Origin of the sequence: Siminovitchia fortis (assembly GCF_003605365.2) — a bacterium.
GTDB classification, from domain to species: domain Bacteria; phylum Bacillota; class Bacilli; order Bacillales; family Bacillaceae_C; genus Siminovitchia; species Siminovitchia fortis.
The window spans coordinates 1-18199 of the sequence record NZ_QYTU02000052.1; the positions used below are offsets into that span (position 1 = coordinate 1).

Annotated in this window: 19 protein-coding genes and 1 riboswitch; of the genes, 3 read left to right on the plus strand and 16 right to left on the minus strand. The window is 40.4% G+C overall.

The genetic code is table 11. The annotated features are described in order from the left end of the window. Positions 1-54: 54 nt before the first annotated feature. From D4N35_RS16300 to D4N35_RS16310, 3 genes are all read right to left on the minus strand, one after another. Positions 55-903 (minus strand): pyridoxamine kinase, encoded by an 849-nt coding sequence (locus tag D4N35_RS16300; RefSeq protein WP_120075586.1) that lies wholly within the window; start codon positions 901-903, stop codon positions 55-57. 209 nt (positions 904-1112) lie between these two features. Then, complete coding sequence (locus tag D4N35_RS16305; protein ID WP_120075588.1) at positions 1113-1433, minus strand: nucleotidyltransferase family protein; 321 nt, start codon at positions 1431-1433, stop codon at positions 1113-1115. Between the two features lie 151 nt (positions 1434-1584). Then, complete coding sequence (locus tag D4N35_RS16310) at positions 1585-1779, minus strand: YwbE family protein (protein ID WP_120075589.1); 195 nt, start codon at positions 1777-1779, stop codon at positions 1585-1587. Between the two features lie 169 nt (positions 1780-1948). Here D4N35_RS16310 and D4N35_RS16315 point away from each other — a divergent pair, with 169 nt between their 5' ends. Beyond that, positions 1949-2407 (plus strand): hypothetical protein, encoded by a 459-nt coding sequence (locus D4N35_RS16315; RefSeq protein ID WP_120075591.1) that lies wholly within the window; start codon positions 1949-1951, stop codon positions 2405-2407. 11 nt (positions 2408-2418) lie between these two features. Then, entirely contained in the window at positions 2419-4974 is a 2556-nt protein-coding gene (locus tag D4N35_RS16320; protein ID WP_120075593.1) for an AAA family ATPase, read from the plus strand. Positions 4975-5293: 319 nt separating this feature from the next. Here the strand turns inward: D4N35_RS16320 and D4N35_RS16325 are convergent, their stop codons facing one another. Genes D4N35_RS16325 through D4N35_RS16335 form a run of 3 tightly spaced genes read right to left on the minus strand, consistent with a single transcriptional unit; the run spans position 5294 to position 7462 of the window. Then, positions 5294-5551, minus strand: a complete 258-nt coding sequence (locus D4N35_RS16325; protein WP_120075594.1) for a DUF6429 family protein — start codon at positions 5549-5551, stop codon at positions 5294-5296. Positions 5552-5573: 22 nt separating this feature from the next. Next, the gene (locus D4N35_RS16330; RefSeq protein ID WP_128205420.1) at positions 5574-6878 is read right to left on the minus strand and encodes a nucleobase:cation symporter-2 family protein; all 1305 of its coding nucleotides are present in this window, start codon (positions 6876-6878) and stop codon (positions 5574-5576) included. After that, positions 6875-7462: a xanthine phosphoribosyltransferase gene (locus D4N35_RS16335; RefSeq protein WP_120075596.1), complete on the minus strand. Its 588-nt coding sequence runs from the start codon at positions 7460-7462 to the stop codon at positions 6875-6877. Before D4N35_RS16335 ends, D4N35_RS16330 begins: the two co-directional genes overlap by 4 nt. Positions 7463-7605: 143 nt before the next feature. Then, a riboswitch (purine riboswitch) is annotated at positions 7606-7707 on the minus strand. A 375-nt stretch (positions 7708-8082) separates the two neighbouring features. Here D4N35_RS16335 and arr point away from each other — a divergent pair. Beyond that, complete coding sequence (arr, locus tag D4N35_RS16340; protein ID WP_120075598.1) at positions 8083-8496, plus strand: NAD(+)--rifampin ADP-ribosyltransferase; 414 nt, start codon at positions 8083-8085, stop codon at positions 8494-8496. 151 nt (positions 8497-8647) lie between these two features. On the opposite strand, the gene D4N35_RS16345 is transcribed toward arr, so the two are convergent. The 10 genes from D4N35_RS16345 to D4N35_RS16390 all read right to left on the minus strand — a co-directional run bounded on the left by D4N35_RS16345 (position 8648) and on the right by D4N35_RS16390 (position 18086). Further along, positions 8648-9631 carry a tRNA dihydrouridine synthase gene (locus D4N35_RS16345; RefSeq protein WP_164876411.1) on the minus strand — a complete coding sequence of 328 codons (984 nt, stop codon included), beginning with the start codon at positions 9629-9631 and terminating at the stop codon, positions 8648-8650. A gap of 377 nt (positions 9632-10008) precedes the next feature. Continuing rightward, positions 10009-10986, minus strand: a complete 978-nt coding sequence (locus D4N35_RS16350) for a ring-cleaving dioxygenase (RefSeq protein ID WP_120075601.1) — start codon at positions 10984-10986, stop codon at positions 10009-10011. 51 nt (positions 10987-11037) lie between these two features. Then, positions 11038-11982 (minus strand): ring-cleaving dioxygenase, encoded by a 945-nt coding sequence (locus tag D4N35_RS16355; protein WP_120075603.1) that lies wholly within the window; start codon positions 11980-11982, stop codon positions 11038-11040. A gap of 84 nt (positions 11983-12066) precedes the next feature. Beyond that, on the minus strand, positions 12067-12504 hold the full coding sequence (locus D4N35_RS16360) for a MarR family winged helix-turn-helix transcriptional regulator (protein WP_120075604.1): 438 nt from the start codon (positions 12502-12504) through the stop codon (positions 12067-12069). Positions 12505-12668: 164 nt separating this feature from the next. After that, positions 12669-12866, minus strand: coding sequence for a DUF4083 domain-containing protein (locus tag D4N35_RS16365; protein WP_268920384.1), 198 nt, complete (start codon positions 12864-12866; stop codon positions 12669-12671). 106 nt (positions 12867-12972) lie between these two features. After that, the gene (locus tag D4N35_RS16370) at positions 12973-13344 is read right to left on the minus strand and encodes a DUF4181 domain-containing protein (protein ID WP_120075606.1); all 372 of its coding nucleotides are present in this window, start codon (positions 13342-13344) and stop codon (positions 12973-12975) included. A 199-nt stretch (positions 13345-13543) separates the two neighbouring features. Beyond that, positions 13544-13993, minus strand: a complete 450-nt coding sequence (locus D4N35_RS16375) for a GNAT family N-acetyltransferase (protein ID WP_120075607.1) — start codon at positions 13991-13993, stop codon at positions 13544-13546. A 177-nt stretch (positions 13994-14170) separates the two neighbouring features. After that, entirely contained in the window at positions 14171-15034 is an 864-nt protein-coding gene (locus tag D4N35_RS16380; protein ID WP_120075609.1) for a GNAT family N-acetyltransferase, read from the minus strand. 176 nt (positions 15035-15210) lie between these two features. Further along, positions 15211-16593, minus strand: a complete 1383-nt coding sequence (rlmD, locus tag D4N35_RS16385; RefSeq protein WP_120075611.1) for a 23S rRNA (uracil(1939)-C(5))-methyltransferase RlmD — start codon at positions 16591-16593, stop codon at positions 15211-15213. A gap of 104 nt (positions 16594-16697) precedes the next feature. Beyond that, positions 16698-18086, minus strand: coding sequence for an alanine/glycine:cation symporter family protein (locus tag D4N35_RS16390; RefSeq protein ID WP_120075616.1), 1389 nt, complete (start codon positions 18084-18086; stop codon positions 16698-16700). Between the last annotated feature and the right edge of the window lie 113 nt (positions 18087-18199).

Here is an 18199-nt window from a genome sequence, read left to right on the forward strand (position 1 = left end):
TATAATTTATTTAGCTCAAATTATATATGTTAAAAAATATTTAATTCGCTTTATTTAAAGTAGCATTCCTAAATATTTTTCGAAGTTAACCCCTGCCACTTCCGGAGTTTGCTCCAAGCTGGTATCGTTGATTGCTGCTGACAGGAACTTTTCTGCAAGTTGAATCGACTTTTTAAGATCCTCTCCACGCATCATGCTTCCCATCATCACAGATGCAAACAAGTCACCGGTGCCGGAATAGCTTTTGCCATTATAGGGCGTAGCACTAAAAAAAGTCCTGTCTCCGTCCAAATACATATTTCCAATAAACTGCTTATCCGTATCTGCTGATGGTGGATTCACACCAGTGATAATAACCTTAGCACCCGTTTCCTGCTGCATAATAGTCCCAACTTCTTCAAGTGCTTTAAGGAAGTCCTTTTCATTTGTATAATTATGTAGTTTTTCATAGGATAATCCTGTTAATAGACAGCACTCCGTAACATTTGGTGTAATTACATCCGCACACTCCACAAGCTCTTTCATTCGCACCAGCATGTCATCTGTAAAAAGCTTATAGGCCTCACCTCTATCTCCCATTATGGGATCAACAAGTAAAAGCGTTTCTTTATGATAAAACTTATCTAAAAAGCGGAAAATATTATCAATTTGCTCTCTCCCGGTAACAAAGCCGGTATAGATTCCGTCAAAAGTTACATTCAGCTTGCTCCATTCCTCTTCGAAGTATTGCATTTTAGATGTTAAATCCTCATAAAAGAAACTTGGATAATCAGTTTGCGCAGACAAAATAGCTGTCGGCAAAGGACATGCCTGCACGCCCATGACCGAAAGAACCGGAATGGCAGCTGTTAATGAACATTTACCAAAAGATGACAAATCTTGTATGACAGCGACTTTTTTCATAAAAACCTCCGAAAAATGGATCCATATTAAGCTTTATCCATATTACCATAAAAAATTGGGGAAATTACGTCTGATGCGCTATCCCCATTCACCGTACATATTGGCCCCTCCTTAAAGCTCTTTTTTATCAAAAGTATAAAAATGTTCAGTTCAAATGTTCAGTTCAATAGTGGCTTTTTTTAGAGAACATAAATTAGACTAAAAAGACTTTAGGCTCCCTCTGCATATTTAGCGCTCCTGAGAATTCTCGGTTTAAGCGCCGGCTTAATATCATCCAAAATAACCAGATCGACTGGCTTTTGAAAAAGATCTTCAAGATCAAATTTTAAATCCATATAATGATCAAATGTCATAGCCTGCTCATCAAATTCGACCAGCAGATCGATATCACTCGTTTCCTTTTGCTCTTCATGAATATAGGAGCCAAACAAAGCGATACGATTGACCCCGTATTGTGTTTTCCACATTTTCAAGTTTTTTGAAAGTTTCTCAAGAATTTCTTGTTGCGATAACATTTTAATCACTGCCATTTCGAAATTTACCCTTCATTATACCACACATGTTTTACTGTATTCGCCGCCGAAATCATACTATTGATCCCCTCCAAAAAGCGGGTCCATACTGGCGTGTTTCTAAAATAAAATATAAAGCATGAGGGCTTAGTACCTGCTTCTTTAATATCTACTCCAAAATTTCCTTCACTCTGCCAACAATACCGCCTTCAAGTCGAACCTTAATACCATGATGATGGGTGGCTGAGTTTGTTAGTATATCCTTAACCACACCTTCAGTCAGCTTTCCGGAGCGCTGGTCCTGTTTTTGTACAACTTGTACTTTCATACCTTGTTTTATATTTTCCCGTTTAGTTCCGGACATAAAATCTCTCCTTTTGTGTGCACCATATGGTTGACAATTATATTCTTAGCAAAACAGGCAGAACAACAATCAACTCTTTCTCTATTGAAAATCGTGTCATTTTATCCGATGATAATAGTATAGTTGGTCCATGCAACATAATTTAGAGGTTGAAAAGAAGGAGAGGTTAATGGAGGTTATGGAAAGTAAAGAGCATTTATTTGGGACAAAGGCAGCAGGTGTTTCAGGAAGAAACCTTTCGTATCAGACAGTGATAAAAAACACGATGAAGTTACAGTCTATTAAGTTTTGGGCCTTTACATATATTGTTGCGTTTCTCATATATCAATTTATAAGTCCAACATTTCACCTTCCGTTTTTTGTGAATATTGTCAATCTGATACTGTTTCCATTTTCCGCTATGCTTATGGGAAAGATAGCGAATTTCTTTTATCCTTCCTTCTCATTCATTCGGACAATTATATACCCATCTTATAAGACAAATCCGGACTCATCAAATATTTTTGCCGCTGTCTTTGTTCTTGTGGTCAAACTCATCATCTATATTATGATATGGCATTATACTTTTATTATCGGAATTTTAGGATTAATCATTGCGATAAATGACGTTAAAAATTTAAGTAAGTAGGTGCATCATTGATGAGAAGTATTTGGAAAGTCGGAAAAGGCAGAAGAAAGAAGTTAGAGGATGCTCTTAACGCAAGCAAACCGGGGGATGTTATTTTTCTATATCCGGGAGAATACCATTTTATTGAAGGTTTTAATGTGAAAAATGTAGAAATCAAGGGGATTGGGAATAATCCGGGTGACGTCGTCTTATTTGGCCGTTTCGTCGTTCATAATCAATCTTCGCTATCCTTATCAAATGTCACGCTCCACGCACCCCATAACCGGAATGCGATCAATATTAAAGGGCGGTCGACAGTCAATTTGGATAAAGTGATCATTCATGGCGAACTGTCCGGAGATTATCCGGCGATATGGTGTGAACAATCGAAACTGAATATGCATGCGTCTGAAGCGTATTTTTCTGAAGAAAGGGATAGCGGTGTGCATCTTTCAGAACAATCGGAAGCGGAGATCCGCTATTCGATTGTAGATTCACTTTGTGCCTATCAATCTTCCATTCAATTACATCAAACACAGATCCGCGTAGCAATTACTCTTTCGGATAATGGGATGGTCAACGGAACAGGTATGACTGACTTCCCAGGTGTGGGTTCACTTTATAATATTTATTTGGAAAAGGGTTCACGGGCAAATTTTCACTCTGTGAATGTTGACGAAAGTATTGTGACTTTTTCTGTCGACCAATCTACTTTGACGATCAAGGAAACAACAGTAGGCGAATATCTGCAAATAGTTGCACACCATGATAAACAAAGCACGGTCGATATTGCCGGTGATAAGGACAAAGTCGTCGTTTATACTGACGGCGAAGAAGCAGAACAAGAAACGGAAAATGTCGTATTAGGTGCGGTTCAGGCTGCGCAGCCAAATTATGCAGACCCATATTTGACGGAGCACCCAGAGGATACAATCGAAGAAACCGAGCCCCAGCATAGCGGCGAGTCAAAGCCGGGTTTGGAAGAATTACAAGATTTATACGGGCTTCATAGTCTGAAAGAGCAAGTGATGAAGTTTATCAACACAGTCAAGTTTAATCAATCGAGAAAAGAACAAGGGTTTAAAACAACATCATTGACATTGCATTCCCTGTTTATGGGAAATCCTGGTACAGGAAAAACGACTGTTGCACGGATCTTGGGCCGTGTCCTCTACGAAACGGGTGTCATTGGCACAGATCATTTTATCGAAGTGACACGAAAAGACTTGGTCGGTGAATATATCGGTACAACCGCAACCAAAACCCAAGAAATTTTAGAAAGAAGCAGAGGCGGCATTTTATTTATTGATGAAGCTTATGCCTTGAACAGTGATTCCGAGAATGACTTTGGCAAAGAGGCCATTGATACGATTTTAACTTTTATGGAAGATCATCGCGAGGACACGATGATTATTTTTGCGGGCTATACAGACGACATGAACAAGTTTTTAAAGATGAACAGCGGGCTGGAATCGCGGATTCCAAATAAGTTCTATTTCGATGATTATTCACCGGAAGAAATTGCCGAAATCGGCTATATGAACATTACGAATGAAGATTATATTGTTGATGAGCAAAAATATAAGCAGGTCATTCAACGGTTGTATTCATACAGCGTTGATCAGAGTAATGCCCGGTGGGTCAGAAACATCAACGAAAAGCTTATACAGTCGATGGCGAACCGTGTCATCGAAACAGGATCAGATGATACACAAACCATACTGGATGAAGATTTCGATGTATTAACGGGAAATCAGCAATTGGATAAAGACGACAAGATACAAGACTTGCTGTATCAATTAGACAGCTTAATCGGATTGACGGATGTAAAGGAATATGTTCATCGACTGATTAAACAAGTGAAAATAGACCGTTTGCTGGCTGAAGATGGGGGCGGCACTGAAAAACCTTCGTATCATATGATTTTCGCCGGAAACCCCGGAACGGGAAAGACAACGGTAGCCAACATCATTGCTGAACTATTCTATTATTTAGATGTTTTGCCCACACCGAATGTAAAAACCGTTGATCGTTCTGATCTGGTCGGAGGCTATGTCGGACATACAGAGAAACAGACAAAAGAAGTGCTGGAGCAGTCGCTGGGCGGCGTCTTATTCATTGATGAAGCCTATCAGCTGACCAGCCAGTCAAGCAATGATTTCGGCAAACAGGCGGTAGAAACGTTATTAACGTATTTAGAAAACTACCGGGATAAATTTATCGTTATTTTAGCAGGGTATACGGACGAAATGGAACAGTTTTTAGGGGCCAACCCCGGTTTGCGGTCCCGTATTCCGCTGAAAATTACATTCCCTGACTATAGCCCGGATGAAATTGCCACAATTGTGGAGAAAACTATGACAAAAAATTGGGAAGTAAACGTTCCTTTATTAAGATCTGTTGTAAAAGAAGTTTACGCCAAATTACCAATCACTGAAAAGGCAAATGCCCGGTGGGCCCGTAACTTTACCGAGAGACTGATATCCAATCATAAAGTATGGCTAAGCGACCACCATGCATCAGCAGCTGATTTGAAGAAAATACATGATGATGTCATTCGTGAAGAAGTCCATAGAGTTATTGTGTAGGGAGCGGTATCGGAGGGGCGGTGCCTGGCACGCCCCAAAATTTCCCGAATAATTAGCAGCTAAACAGATGAAATAAGGCTCTGTGGAGAGAGATCTCTGCAGGGTATTTTCTTTTGTCTATGGTGAGGTGCCTGGCGCCCCCATGTCTCACGGCAAGATTAGCTGTTCGACATGCATAACGGTAAGAAGTTATAAGTTCGTTGTATCAATATCCTTAGGCGGTACAATATATTATAATAAAATCGTAAAATCCATTTCCACTTTTTACATCGTTAGTCAAAAACATGCTCCAGTCTCAAATCTTCATCGCAAAAATCTATCATTCAAGATTATTGCGTGCCATATCATCCTTTAGATATTTCTTCATTAATTCCTTTGCTTCCTTAATGCCCGACTCAGTTAAATAAACTGATTTCGACTTTATACTTCCTCGAATGTAATCCTCATCAGTAAGTTCATTTAGAACCTCAAACGGATAGCCCTTCCAGCTTCGTCTCATATCGGCTGGAAGGTCATTCTCTTTCCATGAAGTTAAGTATAGCAGGAGCAGAGTCAGCTCCTTAATTTTTTCCTCCATATCTGACTACCCCTTTTACTTTTTATGCACTTTGCTTCGATACAACAACGGTTTCCTGCCGCTTTTTATTTGGCAGCATATGAAATATAATATTAAGCGCAATGGCTGTTACACTTCCCGCAACAATACCGTTACTTGTCAATATTTGCAGTCCTGATGGAAGTGCTGAAAATAAGTCAGGCGCAACTGTAACGCCGAGACCGAGGCCGACAGAACAAGCAATAATCATCGAGTTTTCTTGGGAATCGGCAATAGTTTTACTTAGCATTTTAATTCCTTGAGAAACGACCATGCCAAACATCGCCATCATCGCTCCCCCTAAAACAGATGTTGGAATAATGGTTGTGATTGCGGCAATTTTAGGCAGGAATCCAAGGGCGATTAACATGGAACCCGTAATCAAAATCACTTTTCGAGACCGAACACCTGACATTTGAATCAGACCGACATTTTGCGAAAAAGTTGTGTACGGGAAAGCGTTGAAAAGACCCCCAATGACAGATGCCAGCCCTTCTGCACGATAGCCTTTTGCCAAGTCTTCTTCCTTCAACTTCTTATCACAAATATCACTCAAGGCGAAATAAACACCTGTAGACTCTATCAAAGATACCATCCCAACTATTGTCATCGTAAGGATGGCCGACCATTCAAATGTCGGAGATCCAAAATAAAAGGGTCTTACGATTTGTGCAACGGCAGCATCCTGTACTGGCATAAAATCAACCTTGCCCATGATAACGGCCGCAATTGTTCCAACACCAAGGCCAAGTAATATGGAGATTGCCCGAATAAAGCCAGTAGAAAAACGAAAGATTAAGATGATCGTTAATAAGGTTCCAAAGGATAAGATAATATTCGAGAATGACCCGAAGTCTGCTGCATCTTGGCCGCCGCCCATATTATTGATAGCCACTGGAATGAGCGTAATCCCAATAATGGTTACGACGGAGCCTGTTACAACGGGCGGAAAAAATTTGATCAATTTGCCAAAAAAAACACTAATCAACATGATGATCAAGCCGGAGGCAATGATGGAACCGTAAATGGCAGAAATGCCAAATTCCTCACCGATTTTTATAATCGGGCCAACCGCGGTAAATGTACAGCCAAGCACAACGGGGAGACCTATTCCCACAAATCGGTTACTTGTGATTTGTAACAGCGTTGCAACTCCACACATCAAAATGTCAATCGACACAAGATACGTTAATTGTTTATGATCAAATCCCAACGAATTTCCGATAATCAACGGCACAAGAATCGCACCTGCGTACATAGCCAAAAGATGCTGGATTCCCAATGTGGTGGACTTCAGCGCATTTTTCATTGGACGGTACTCTCTTCCATAAATTCGACTTTTCCATTTTTTAATGAGGCAACATTTGCAAGTGATTCAAGCCGGATTCCACGATCACGGATCAATTGGCCGCCTGTTTGGAAACCTTTTTCAATGACAATTCCAACTCCCGCAAGACTTGCTCCTGCCTGCTCAATCATATCCAGCAAACCCAAAACGGCTTGTCCATTTGCCAAAAAATCATCAATAATCAACACAACATCATCCTGTTGAACAAAATCACCGGAAATGGAAATTTCATTTGTTTCTTTTTTTGTAAAAGAATGGACTTGAGCAGTATAAAGATTTTCTGATAACGTTAATGACTTCCTTTTCCGGGCAAATACAACGGGGACGTTCATCAAAAGTCCTGCCATCGTTGCCGGAGCAATACCGGACGACTCGATTGTAACAATTTTTGTAACACCAGCTTCCTGAAAGCGGACGGCAAATTCCTCGCCAATTTCCTTCATTAAATTCGGATCTATTTGATGGTTTAAAAACGAATCCACTTTTAACACGGTATCTGACAGGACTTTTCCTTCTGAAACAATTTTCTCCTGTAATGCCTTCACAATGTTGTCCCCTTTCAACTAACTCATTTAAAATGCAAAAAACTCGCAGACGATGCCCCCTTTTTAAATGCAGGGTAGCAAAGTCTCCGAGTTTAAATCTTAAAGAAATAGGAAAAAAACAAGATTTCCATATAACCTTATTTTTCCAGTCATTTGCCACCCATAGTCGATTTGTTAACGGCAAATCGGTAGAAACTTGCAGGCCATATCCCTGCTATTATATGAGTGAATACTATGGAATTGTAGAATATTGTTATTATAGCACTTCTAACCGGATTTTCAATCGTTACTATATGGTAATCGAAAAAAGACAGAAGAAAATTATTACCGCAACGGAAACTATATAAGTTGAATTAATTTTTCTTCATCAGCGTTGGAGAGGCCGTCTACTTTGGTTAACGCTTTTTCAGAAACACATAGATTCGTAACCTTCTTGGGGAGGGACCTATGGTTACCTGCCCGAGTTCTCGGGTTTTCCCATTCTTCCGGAGGAAAACTATCGGATTCGAAAATGGATTTACTGATAGCTGCTTATTCGAGAAACATTCTCCGTTCGCCAATATAATTTATTTAGCTCAAATTATATAAATGTAGTTCCTCATTCATAGCCACAGTTTTTCATGGAANAATGTAGTTCCTCATTCATAGCCACAGTTTTTCATGGAACTAAAGCAGAGCTAAATATTGGAGATTTATTAGAACCACAACACTTATCAAATTACCAAGATAAAAAATCCAACTATGTATATTTTACTGCAACATTAGATGCTGCTAAATGGGGTGCTGAATTAGCAACATCTGAATCAAAGGAGAGAATTTATATTGTAGAACCGTTAGGTGATTTTGAAAATGATCCTAACTTAACTGACAAAAGATTTCCTGGAAACCCAACACGTTCTTATAGGTCTAAATCTCCTTTAAAAATAATAGCCGAATTAGGTTCATGGGAAAGACATTCCGATGAAGAAATAAAACATATGCTTACATCTTTAAAAAAGTTACATGAACAAGGAAAAGCTATAATAAATGATTAATTCCTGAGGAGTTCCTTTTCAACTTAATGGTACGGTCGTTTAAGTCAACAACCGGGTCCGATTGCAGTAGAAGCAATTACAGAACACTTTTAATTCGTTAGTCAAAAACACAATACCATCCCCCCCATTTTATACAGGGGGGCTCACCATTCTACTGTTTCTCTATTCCATCAAGATTCTTTGACTCAAAATCATCGAGCATCGCCCGCACGTCATCTGTTGACTCTGTCGTCATCAATTGATTTCGCAATTCACTCGCCCCCCGGAAACCGCGGACATATATCTTAAAAAAGCGGCGAAGTGGTTTGAATAGACGCGGCTCTAATTTTGAATATTGATCAAAGAGGTCAAGATGCAGCCTTAGGAGATCAAGCAGTTCCTCACTGCCATGGTCTTTCTTCTCTTTTTCAAAGGCAAAAGGATTTTTAAAAATGCCACGCCCGATCATCACTCCATCCACACCGTATTGTTGAACGAGCTCCAAGCCGGTCTGGCGGTCAGGAATATCCCCATTGATCGTCAAAAGGGTATCTGGTGCCACCTCATCACGAAGTTTCTTAATCTCCGGGATCAGCTCCCAATGTGCAGGCACATCGCTCATTTCCTTCTTGGTGCGCAGATGAATGGAAAGATTCACGATGTCTTGCTTCAATATATGTGTCAGCCAATCGCGCCACTCATCCACATGCGTGTAGCCAAGCCTTGTCTTCACACTTACAGGCAATCCGCCTGCTTTTGCCGCCTGTACGATTTCAGCCGCTGTTTCAGGATGGCGGATCAGCCCGCTCCCCTTCCCTTTTGATGCTACATTGTGCACAGGGCAGCCCATATTGATATCCACACCCTTAAACCCCATCTCCGCCATCCCTATACTCATCTGGCGGAAGTATTCAGACTTATCTCCCCATATATGCGCCACAATCGGCTGTTCATCTTCTGTAAAAGTCAAACGGCCGCGCACACTTTGTTTCCCGTCCGGGTGACAATAACTTTCCGTGTTTGTAAACTCTGTAAAAAACACATCCGGCCTGGCTGCTTCACTCACAACATGACGGAAAACAACATCTGTCACATCTTCCATTGGTGCCAATATAAAAAACGGCCGTGGTAAATCCCGCCAAAAATTCTCCTTCATATTCATATTCAAAACCCTCTCACTATGGGACACCAGGTCAAACCCTTGTCTCCAAAATCAAAAGCAAGGATGTTCCTGCTTCTTTTAAACTTATACCATGCATAGGCACTTTTTATCAAACTTAAGTTAATAATCGCAGATCACACTTCCTGCCCAAAAAATCTAAATGTCTGGGGAAAAGATGAAATGGCTTTAGCCCTATGGAATACAGGGTTAAAGCCGCTCAGCTTCATTTTTTCATGCTTGATAAGGCATTTCAACGATCAGCTTTGTTTTTTATATCTTTACCTAATTGCAAATTCCCTTATACCAAATTGCATATGCTTCATTCGTTATCCCCCTGCAGGTTTCGCTTTTCCGAAACCCGTTTGATTGGTCTATTCTTTGATAAACTCCTTTGTACTTCTCACCGTGTCAATGGGTCGAACTAATTTTTCTATTTCAGCACGTTTAGGTTCCAAGAATGGAGGCAATGATAATTTTTCCCCGAGCGTTTCATAAGGTTCATCTCCCATAAAACCAGGTCCATCCGTAGCAAACTCAAATAAAATTTGTGGTGCAACTCTTGCGTATAATGACTCAAAAAAGTGGCGATTTACATAACCGGATGTAGAGAATCCAAAACTGCTCATTCGCCGGGTCCATTCATCCAATACTGACCGGTCCTTTACCCGAAAAGCCGCATGGTGTACTGTGCCGTAACCTTGTCGGGCTTGAGGAAGAGTCGTATTGTATTCTACAATGACTGAGGCACCGTTGCCGCCTTCCCCTACTTCAAATAAATGGAATGATCCTTCTTTTGCAGTCTCTGTAAATAATAGAACTTTTTCCAGCATTTCTTTAAAGTAATCAAAGTTCGCAATACGAACAAAGACAGGTCCCAAACCGGTAATTGCATATTCCAGTGGAATTGGCCCTTTTTGCCAAGGTGTGCCTGGTACAACACCTTGATTGAGTTCATCCGAAATCAATTGATATTGTTGATCATCAAAATCAACGAAAGGGAGAATTTTCTTGCCAAATTGCTCTGTAATCCCGGAATGTTTAATTTCTAAACGATCAAAACGCTTGACCCAGTATTCTAATGCTGCGTCAGTTGGTACACGGAAAGAAGTCTTTGAAATTTCGTTTGTGCCATGTACTCCTTTTGGAATGCCCGGGAAGTCAAAGAATGTCATGTCTGTTCCTGCACTCCCCTTATCATCAGCAAAGAATAAATGATAGGTTTGAATATCATCTTGATTGACTGTTTTTTTAACTAGACGCATACCTAATACATATGTGAAAAATTCATAGTTTTTTTCTGCACTGCTTGTAATAGCTGTTACGTGGTGTATTCCTTTCAGGTGGTTCATTTTGTTTTCCTCCAATTACTGTTTTTTCTGCTGCACTTTGGGATTTGCCAATTAATTTTCTTCAATAGGAGATAGTTTTGCTTCAATCTCCGTCCGCCGTTTTTCCAAATTTGGCGGCAAATCAAGTTTTTCGCCTAAGTGTTCTACATCCCCATCTATTGTAAAGCCCGGTCCATCGGTTGCAATTTCAAATAAAATCCCGTTTGATTCACGGAAATACAGGCTTTTAAAGTAGAAACGATCAACTATGCCAGATGAATGGAAGCCCCGTGCCCGTACCTGCTCTTCCCAGAAGGCAAGTTCTTCTTCGTTTTTCACTCGAATGGCTAAATGATGAATACTGCCGCGACCTGGTCTTTCAGATGGACCGTCTACATATTTCACGACAATTTCTCCAAAAATCTCTCCTTTAATGGATTGAAAAATCGCTTCATCATCTGTACGGCTAATCTCTGTATAGCCAAAAATATCTTTTAGTGTACTTGCTAATTTATCAAGTCTTCGTACCGATATTTCTACAGATCCCATTCCTTGAATTTGTTGTTCGGCAGGCACCTCGGATTTCTCCCATATTTCCCAGTGCTTAGCCTTTTGTCCGTTTGAAACGAGCAGCACCAAACGAAGCCCCTCAGGATCTTCGAACTTCAAGGCAGGGTGATTGGCATAAGTTGTGATCTCACCATGGTACACACCATATTCATCAAACCGTGATTTCCAATAATGCAGACTGTCCTTTGAAGGAACCAGTAATCCGATTCTAGTAATGGCATTTGTACCCCGATAAGTTTTTCCCGCTGCCGGAATTTCAAAAAACGATAGTTCAGTACCTGGGCTGCCTGTTCTATCTCCGTAAAACAAGTGATACATCGACGGATCATCTTGGTTCACCGTTACTTTCACACGACGCAAACCAAGCACATGGCGGTAAAAATGATTATTTTGACTTGCGTTTTTTGTAATCATTGAAATGTGATGATGTCCTGGAATCTTATACATAAATAATCCCTCCATTGTCACTTGATTAATCAAATGATAACTTAAAAATTATTAGCATTGCATTTACTGCAAGTAAAAGCAATGCTAATTTTCCAATTTGCTTTCGGTATGTTTTTGTAGTTTAGTCACCAGCATATATAGTGTTTTCTGCTCTTCCTCCGCCAAGCAGTCATTCAGAATAGATGTTTGGAAGGCAAGTTGGTGTTCAAAAACTTCATGTAATTTATCTTCCCCTTTTTGAGTAAGGGTAATCCATTTGGTTTTCCAGTCCTGCTTACGCTGTATATATCCTTCTTTCTCAAGTCGGGTGAGCATACGAGAAATCCCGCCCTCCGACACGGTTACTTTTACAGCCAGCTGACTTTGCGTAATTGGCTGAGAAGCGGAAACCTGATTTAATACATCAAACTGTGCAGCCGTAATACCAAACTGTTTTAAAAATTCATTCGATAGTAAATTACTTTGATGTGTAAAACGAGCAATACGCAACCAAATTAGTGAACCAAGTGTATTTTTTCTCATATGACTCACTTCCTTTCGTTATTATCACTTTACACATCAAGTGAAGAAATTGCAATAAAAACATCTCGTTGAACAGCCCGTATCAAGCAGTACGTTACTAAATGTATTTTTCTTTCCAAAGTATTTAATCATGACAAATAGCCGTCCATTCTTTGTTTTTTCACTTATTTGTTTAATTTACCCTGCTCTAATAGTTCAATTATTCTATCCAGCTTTTGCTCGATTTTCGTATTATTCTGAGCTCTTTTTCTTTGATTAATCGATATTCTTCTGACGTAAAGTGTTAATGATACAAAAAACAGGACTATAAGAAGAATAAAAATCATCTGAAACACAATATCACCGATATTCACTACCTCCATTATTGCTCACCTCTTCTATTTGGCTTCTTACAATCTGGCTCGATTATCGAGGATCTACAGGGCTTTGACTTTCTGTTCAAGCACACTTCTTTATTTGTTCAAGAAACTAATCCCAGCCTAATAATTGAATAAAATACTCCATATTGTAAATGAGAGCTACGCCTAACAGCAAAAAAATAAATGTGGTAACATATTGATTTGAATCTTTAAGATACTTCCACTCCAAAATGGCCTGAAAACCCAATAAGATAATTAAATAGGAAATCCAAAACCACTTTATTACAGACCTATCCGCCTCAATAACAAAGGAAAAACCACATAAGAAAACTACTACAAGAATACCTCTTCCCCATCGGTCAATTTTTCTACCAGGAGTTTCCGAGACTTTCTTTTTTTTCACACCAAGTAATTTATTTATTATTTGTTCTAATAAAAAACCTAAAATCAATAGTATTAAAATTAGCCCCAAAACCCTCATATCAAAACCCCTGACTTTATTATTTAATCTTATATAAGAATGAATTCATCTTTTATCGTCAATCAAAATATTAACCGGTTCTATAAGGTTATTAAAGTAATAGTTCTATTCTTGAATATAATTGTTCCACAATCGCGCCCTATAGTGGAATAACTAAGATTCTATTGATAAACACCATTTCACTCTTTAACTTCAGTAATCATTCAGAGACTTTTTTTACCAGGTACACTGAGTCTTTCAAAACTGAAAATCCATTTTTTTGATAAAAATGATAGGCTGGAACAGTCTTTTCAGTAGCTAATGTTATATGCTTAATCTCTTCAGCCTTCAATATATTATTTATTAATGTAAGAAAGGTACTACCTGCCCCTTGATTTTGCTTTTTTCTCGAAACAAAAAATTCCTTAATAAAATATTCCCGCCCTTCCCACCAGTTAAAAACATAACCTAATGAGCAACCAACGAGCTCACCTTTTTCATCATAGAGAGCTAATGAAAGTGAGTTATTATTTTCAGTTAAATCTTTCATATATGCATTTAACTGTTTTTCATTATTCCATTTATCAAACCAAGGTTCATTTGAAAATACATCTAGAAATAGTTTTTTCATTTCCTCGACATCACATTTTTTTAAGATACTTACCTTCATCTAGTTAAACCTCCTACATCTAATCATAAATTATGTATTGTTAACCTTCTGCCCCATCTACACATAGAAAAGACACTTTAATCGACATTCCCAAATTCTTTACTAATCTTCAGCAACTCGGCCCTTTTCTTGAATAACATATGAGCTTCTATTGTCTGGTTTTGCTGAAGAACAATATTATCCAAAAACCTGTGCAGCTATTCCATATAATGTTTTATTACGTGGCGGTAATTGCTTTGAATTTTTAATCATTATAGGTGGTTGACTTACTTTTACAAATCCGCATTTTTCTAAATGGGACATAAAATCCTCATTACCTGAAGGAATATCGATTCTTAATTTACCTTGATGATTGTTAGCTAATTTATCAATTAATAAAGACGCTGTATGATGATTAGGTGCTACAATAGGTCCAAGTATTAGATTAATAGGCCCTAAAATAGACAAACCGTATCCTATGATAGTTCCATCTGAACTTTTGACAACTAGAGACTCTTTCGCTTGGTTAATCCGGTTGATAAGAAAGGTCCTTCTTTCTTCACCAAATGCATCCTTATCTATCTTTACAACTTGAGATAAATCTTCCTTACGCATCGGAATTATCTCAGCATTCAAAGTATCGTTTGATTTCATAGTAAGATAGTTGTCACAGATATATTTATGAACGCTGTCTGTAAAACTAAACCCCAAACTCTCATACATTGGTTTTCCTTCATCTGTTGCTATTAGCATCACCTTGGTATCGCCAGAAACAGAATCTAAACATTTTTGTGTTACTTTTCTTCCAAGTCCTTTACCTCTATAATCTTGATGAACAATGACCATACCAATAGATGCCAGACATGGTCCATATGGAATAATTGCCGCACTAGATACTATTTTACCCTCTTTGGTCTTGTGTCCGTAAATTTTACCAGATGACATCACTGTATTAATTTCATCTTTATCATAGTCCCATCCAATTGATGCTGAAAGTGCAATTAATCCAGGAATATCCCATTCTTCAAGTGTTACTATATTAGTTGTGGTTCTTTCGCTCATTTGCAACACTCCTTATATATTAAATATTTTGTTATTTTAATTATATATTTCCACCCATTTCTAAACACTTGTCAAATTCCTCTGTAAAGAAAAAGACCCCGACTTCGGAAATGTTTTATTGTCACGAAATCGGGGTTGGATTGAAAGATGTTTGTTTTTAGTGAGAGATGTTTATTTTAGGGGGACGGTTTTAATCTTAACTTGGCCACACACTCCACATGCGTCGTATGCGGAAACATATCCACCGGCTGCACCTGCATGGTTTCATAGCCGCCGTCCTCCAAGATCCGCAGATCTCTCGCCAATGTTGCAGGATTGCACGAAACATAGACCAATTTCTTGGGCTTCATTTCGATGATGGTCTCCAACAGGGTTTCGTCACAGCCCTTTCTTGGAGGGTCGACAACCAAAACGTCAGCCTGCACGCCTTGCTCGTACCACTGCGGGATGACTTTTTCCGCCTCTCCCACTTCAAATTCAACGTTTGTTATGCCGTTCAGCTCAGCGTTCCGCATGGCGTCTTCGATTGCCTCCGGCACGATTTCAACGCCGTACACTTTATTCGCCCGCTGCGCCAAGAACAGGGAGATGGTTCCAATCCCACAATAGGCGTCGATGACAGTTTCTTCCCCGCTCAGGCCTGCGTATTCCAACGCCTTGTCGTACAGCACTTTCGTCTGGTCGGGGTTTACCTGGTAGAAGGAACGGGCGGAGATTGCAAATTTCACGTCGCCGATGTAGTCATAGATGAATTCTTCGCCCCACAGCACGTTTGTTTGCTCCCCGAAAATGACATTGGTCCGCTTCGTGTTCACATTTTGTACCACCGATTTGATTCCCGGCACTTCGGAAACAATTCTTTCCACAAGCTTCCTCCGGTTCGGAATATCGGGCGTGCGGGTGATCAGCACGACCATGATTTCGCCAGTCACCTTTCCGGAACGGATCATGATGTGGCGCAATGTCCCTTTGTGCGACTTCTCGTTGTATGCCCTGATTCCGAATTCCCCGCAGATCGCCTTCACTTTTTGTAAAACTTCATCGTTCTCCTCCTGCTGGATGAGGCATGCTTCCATATCAATAATTTCGTGAGAACGCTGCTTATAAAAACCGCCGACAAGCCCGCCCTCACGCTCACCGATCGGCACCTGCGCCTTATTCCGGTAATGCCACGGATTTTTCATTCCCAAAACCGGATGCACTTTTACATTTTCAAGCTTACCAATCCGCCCCAACACATCCCGTACCTGCTTTTCTTTCGCCTGCAGCTGCCCTTCATAACTGATGTGCTGCAATTGGCAGCCTCCACACTCTGCAAAAATCGGGCAGTCCGGCTCGATTCTGAACTCGCTTTTTTCATACAACTCGACCAAGCTGCCGAAGCCATAGCCTTTGTTCAGCTTGGTCACCTTGATTTTCGCTTTTTCACCCGGTAAAACACCCGCCACAAATAACGGATAGCCATCCACTTTGGCCACGCCTTTTCCGTCATGGGTCAAGTCTTCAAAGATGACATCTATTTCATCATTTTTCTTGATTGGTACATGTTGTTTGCTCATGATTTTCTTCCTTTTCGGCTATTATGCTGTAAAGATTGTAACATAAAAAAACCGGCATCTCTCTATTTTCATAGAAACATACCGGCTTTTACCTTAAGGCTATATCAGCCCGTCTTCGTGTTCTCCTCTTTGACATCTTTCAAATAATATTTTTCAGAGGTGAAGAATTCTTCCTTCAACTGCTTCACTTCTTTGCTTAAAAGCAACACAGCAATGACGTTTGGAATGAGGATGGCAGCAAGTGCAATATCCAGGAAACTCCAAATGACTTGGGCAGCGCCGACGGCACCCAATATAATCGCAGCCACATAGACAACTTCCATCACCCGTGCAGCCCTCAACCCGAACAGGAATTCAGCCTGCTTCGCTCCATAGAAAACCAGAACAACCATTGTCGATAACACAAAGAAAATGAGTGCGAGCGTCACAATATAACTTCCGGCTGCTCCAAAGAATTTGGTAAACGCTACGGTTGTGAGACCGGAAGGATTAGATACTGCCCCTTTTTCCAGCCAAACTCCGGATGAAAGGACAACAAAAGCAGTGGCAGTGCAAACAATCAGCGTATCTACAACAATACCGATGACCGACCAGAACCCTTGCCTGACAGGATGATCTGTAGTAGCCGGAGCATGGGCGATCGGCGTTGTGCCAAGCCCGGCTTCATTCGAATACAGGCCTCTGGCAAAGCCCCAGCGGATCGTTTGTGCTATGGCTGCGCCGGTAAAGCCTCCGACTGCGGACAGCGGCTGGAAGGCAGAGGTAAAAATCAGTTTTAACACTCCGGGCAAATGGCCGATATTCATAAAAAGAATCACTAATGCGGCTCCAACATAAAAAATGGCCATGAACGGGACCACAATCTCGGTCACACGGCCGATCCTTTTGATTCCACCGAAAACTACCAAAGAGATGATGACAGCTGCGGCAATGCCTGTATATATCGGAGGGACTTTTACAGTTTCAAAGACAGTGGAAGCAACAGAATTTCCCTGGACCATCATGCTGGGAATGAGCTCGATCATAAGAGCCACCGAAAACCAGACTCCCAGCCATTTCATTTTCAATCCTTTTGTCATATAATACATCGGCCCGCCGACATATTCCCCTTTTTCATTTTTCTCCCGATATCGAATAGCAAGTACACTTTCCGCAAACTTCAAAGACATGCCGATAAAGGCAATGACCCACATCCAGAAAACAGCCCCCGGGCCGCCGAACATGATGGCTGCCGGGACCCCTACAATATTTGCAGCCCCGATCGTACATGACAGCTCGGATGTCAGCGACTGGAATGGCGTCAGCGTTCCTTTTCCTTTCGGCTCTTTAAAGACGCTTCCCATTGTTTGTTTCAGTATGTAGATCGGGTATCTGAATTGAAAGAACTTTAATAAGACCGTCAAATACAGCCCGCTGATCAGCAACAAAGAGATGAGAGGGACTCCCCATAACCAGTCAGAAAAGGCTTCCACATTTTTAACAAAACCATCAATATTCAAGCTAATTTGCCCCTTTTTCGTCTGTTTGGGTTTATGTAATACCCTTCATAGAGAAGGTTAAACTCTCAAAGACCAATAGATAAGAAAAACCGGGCAAAAACCGCCCG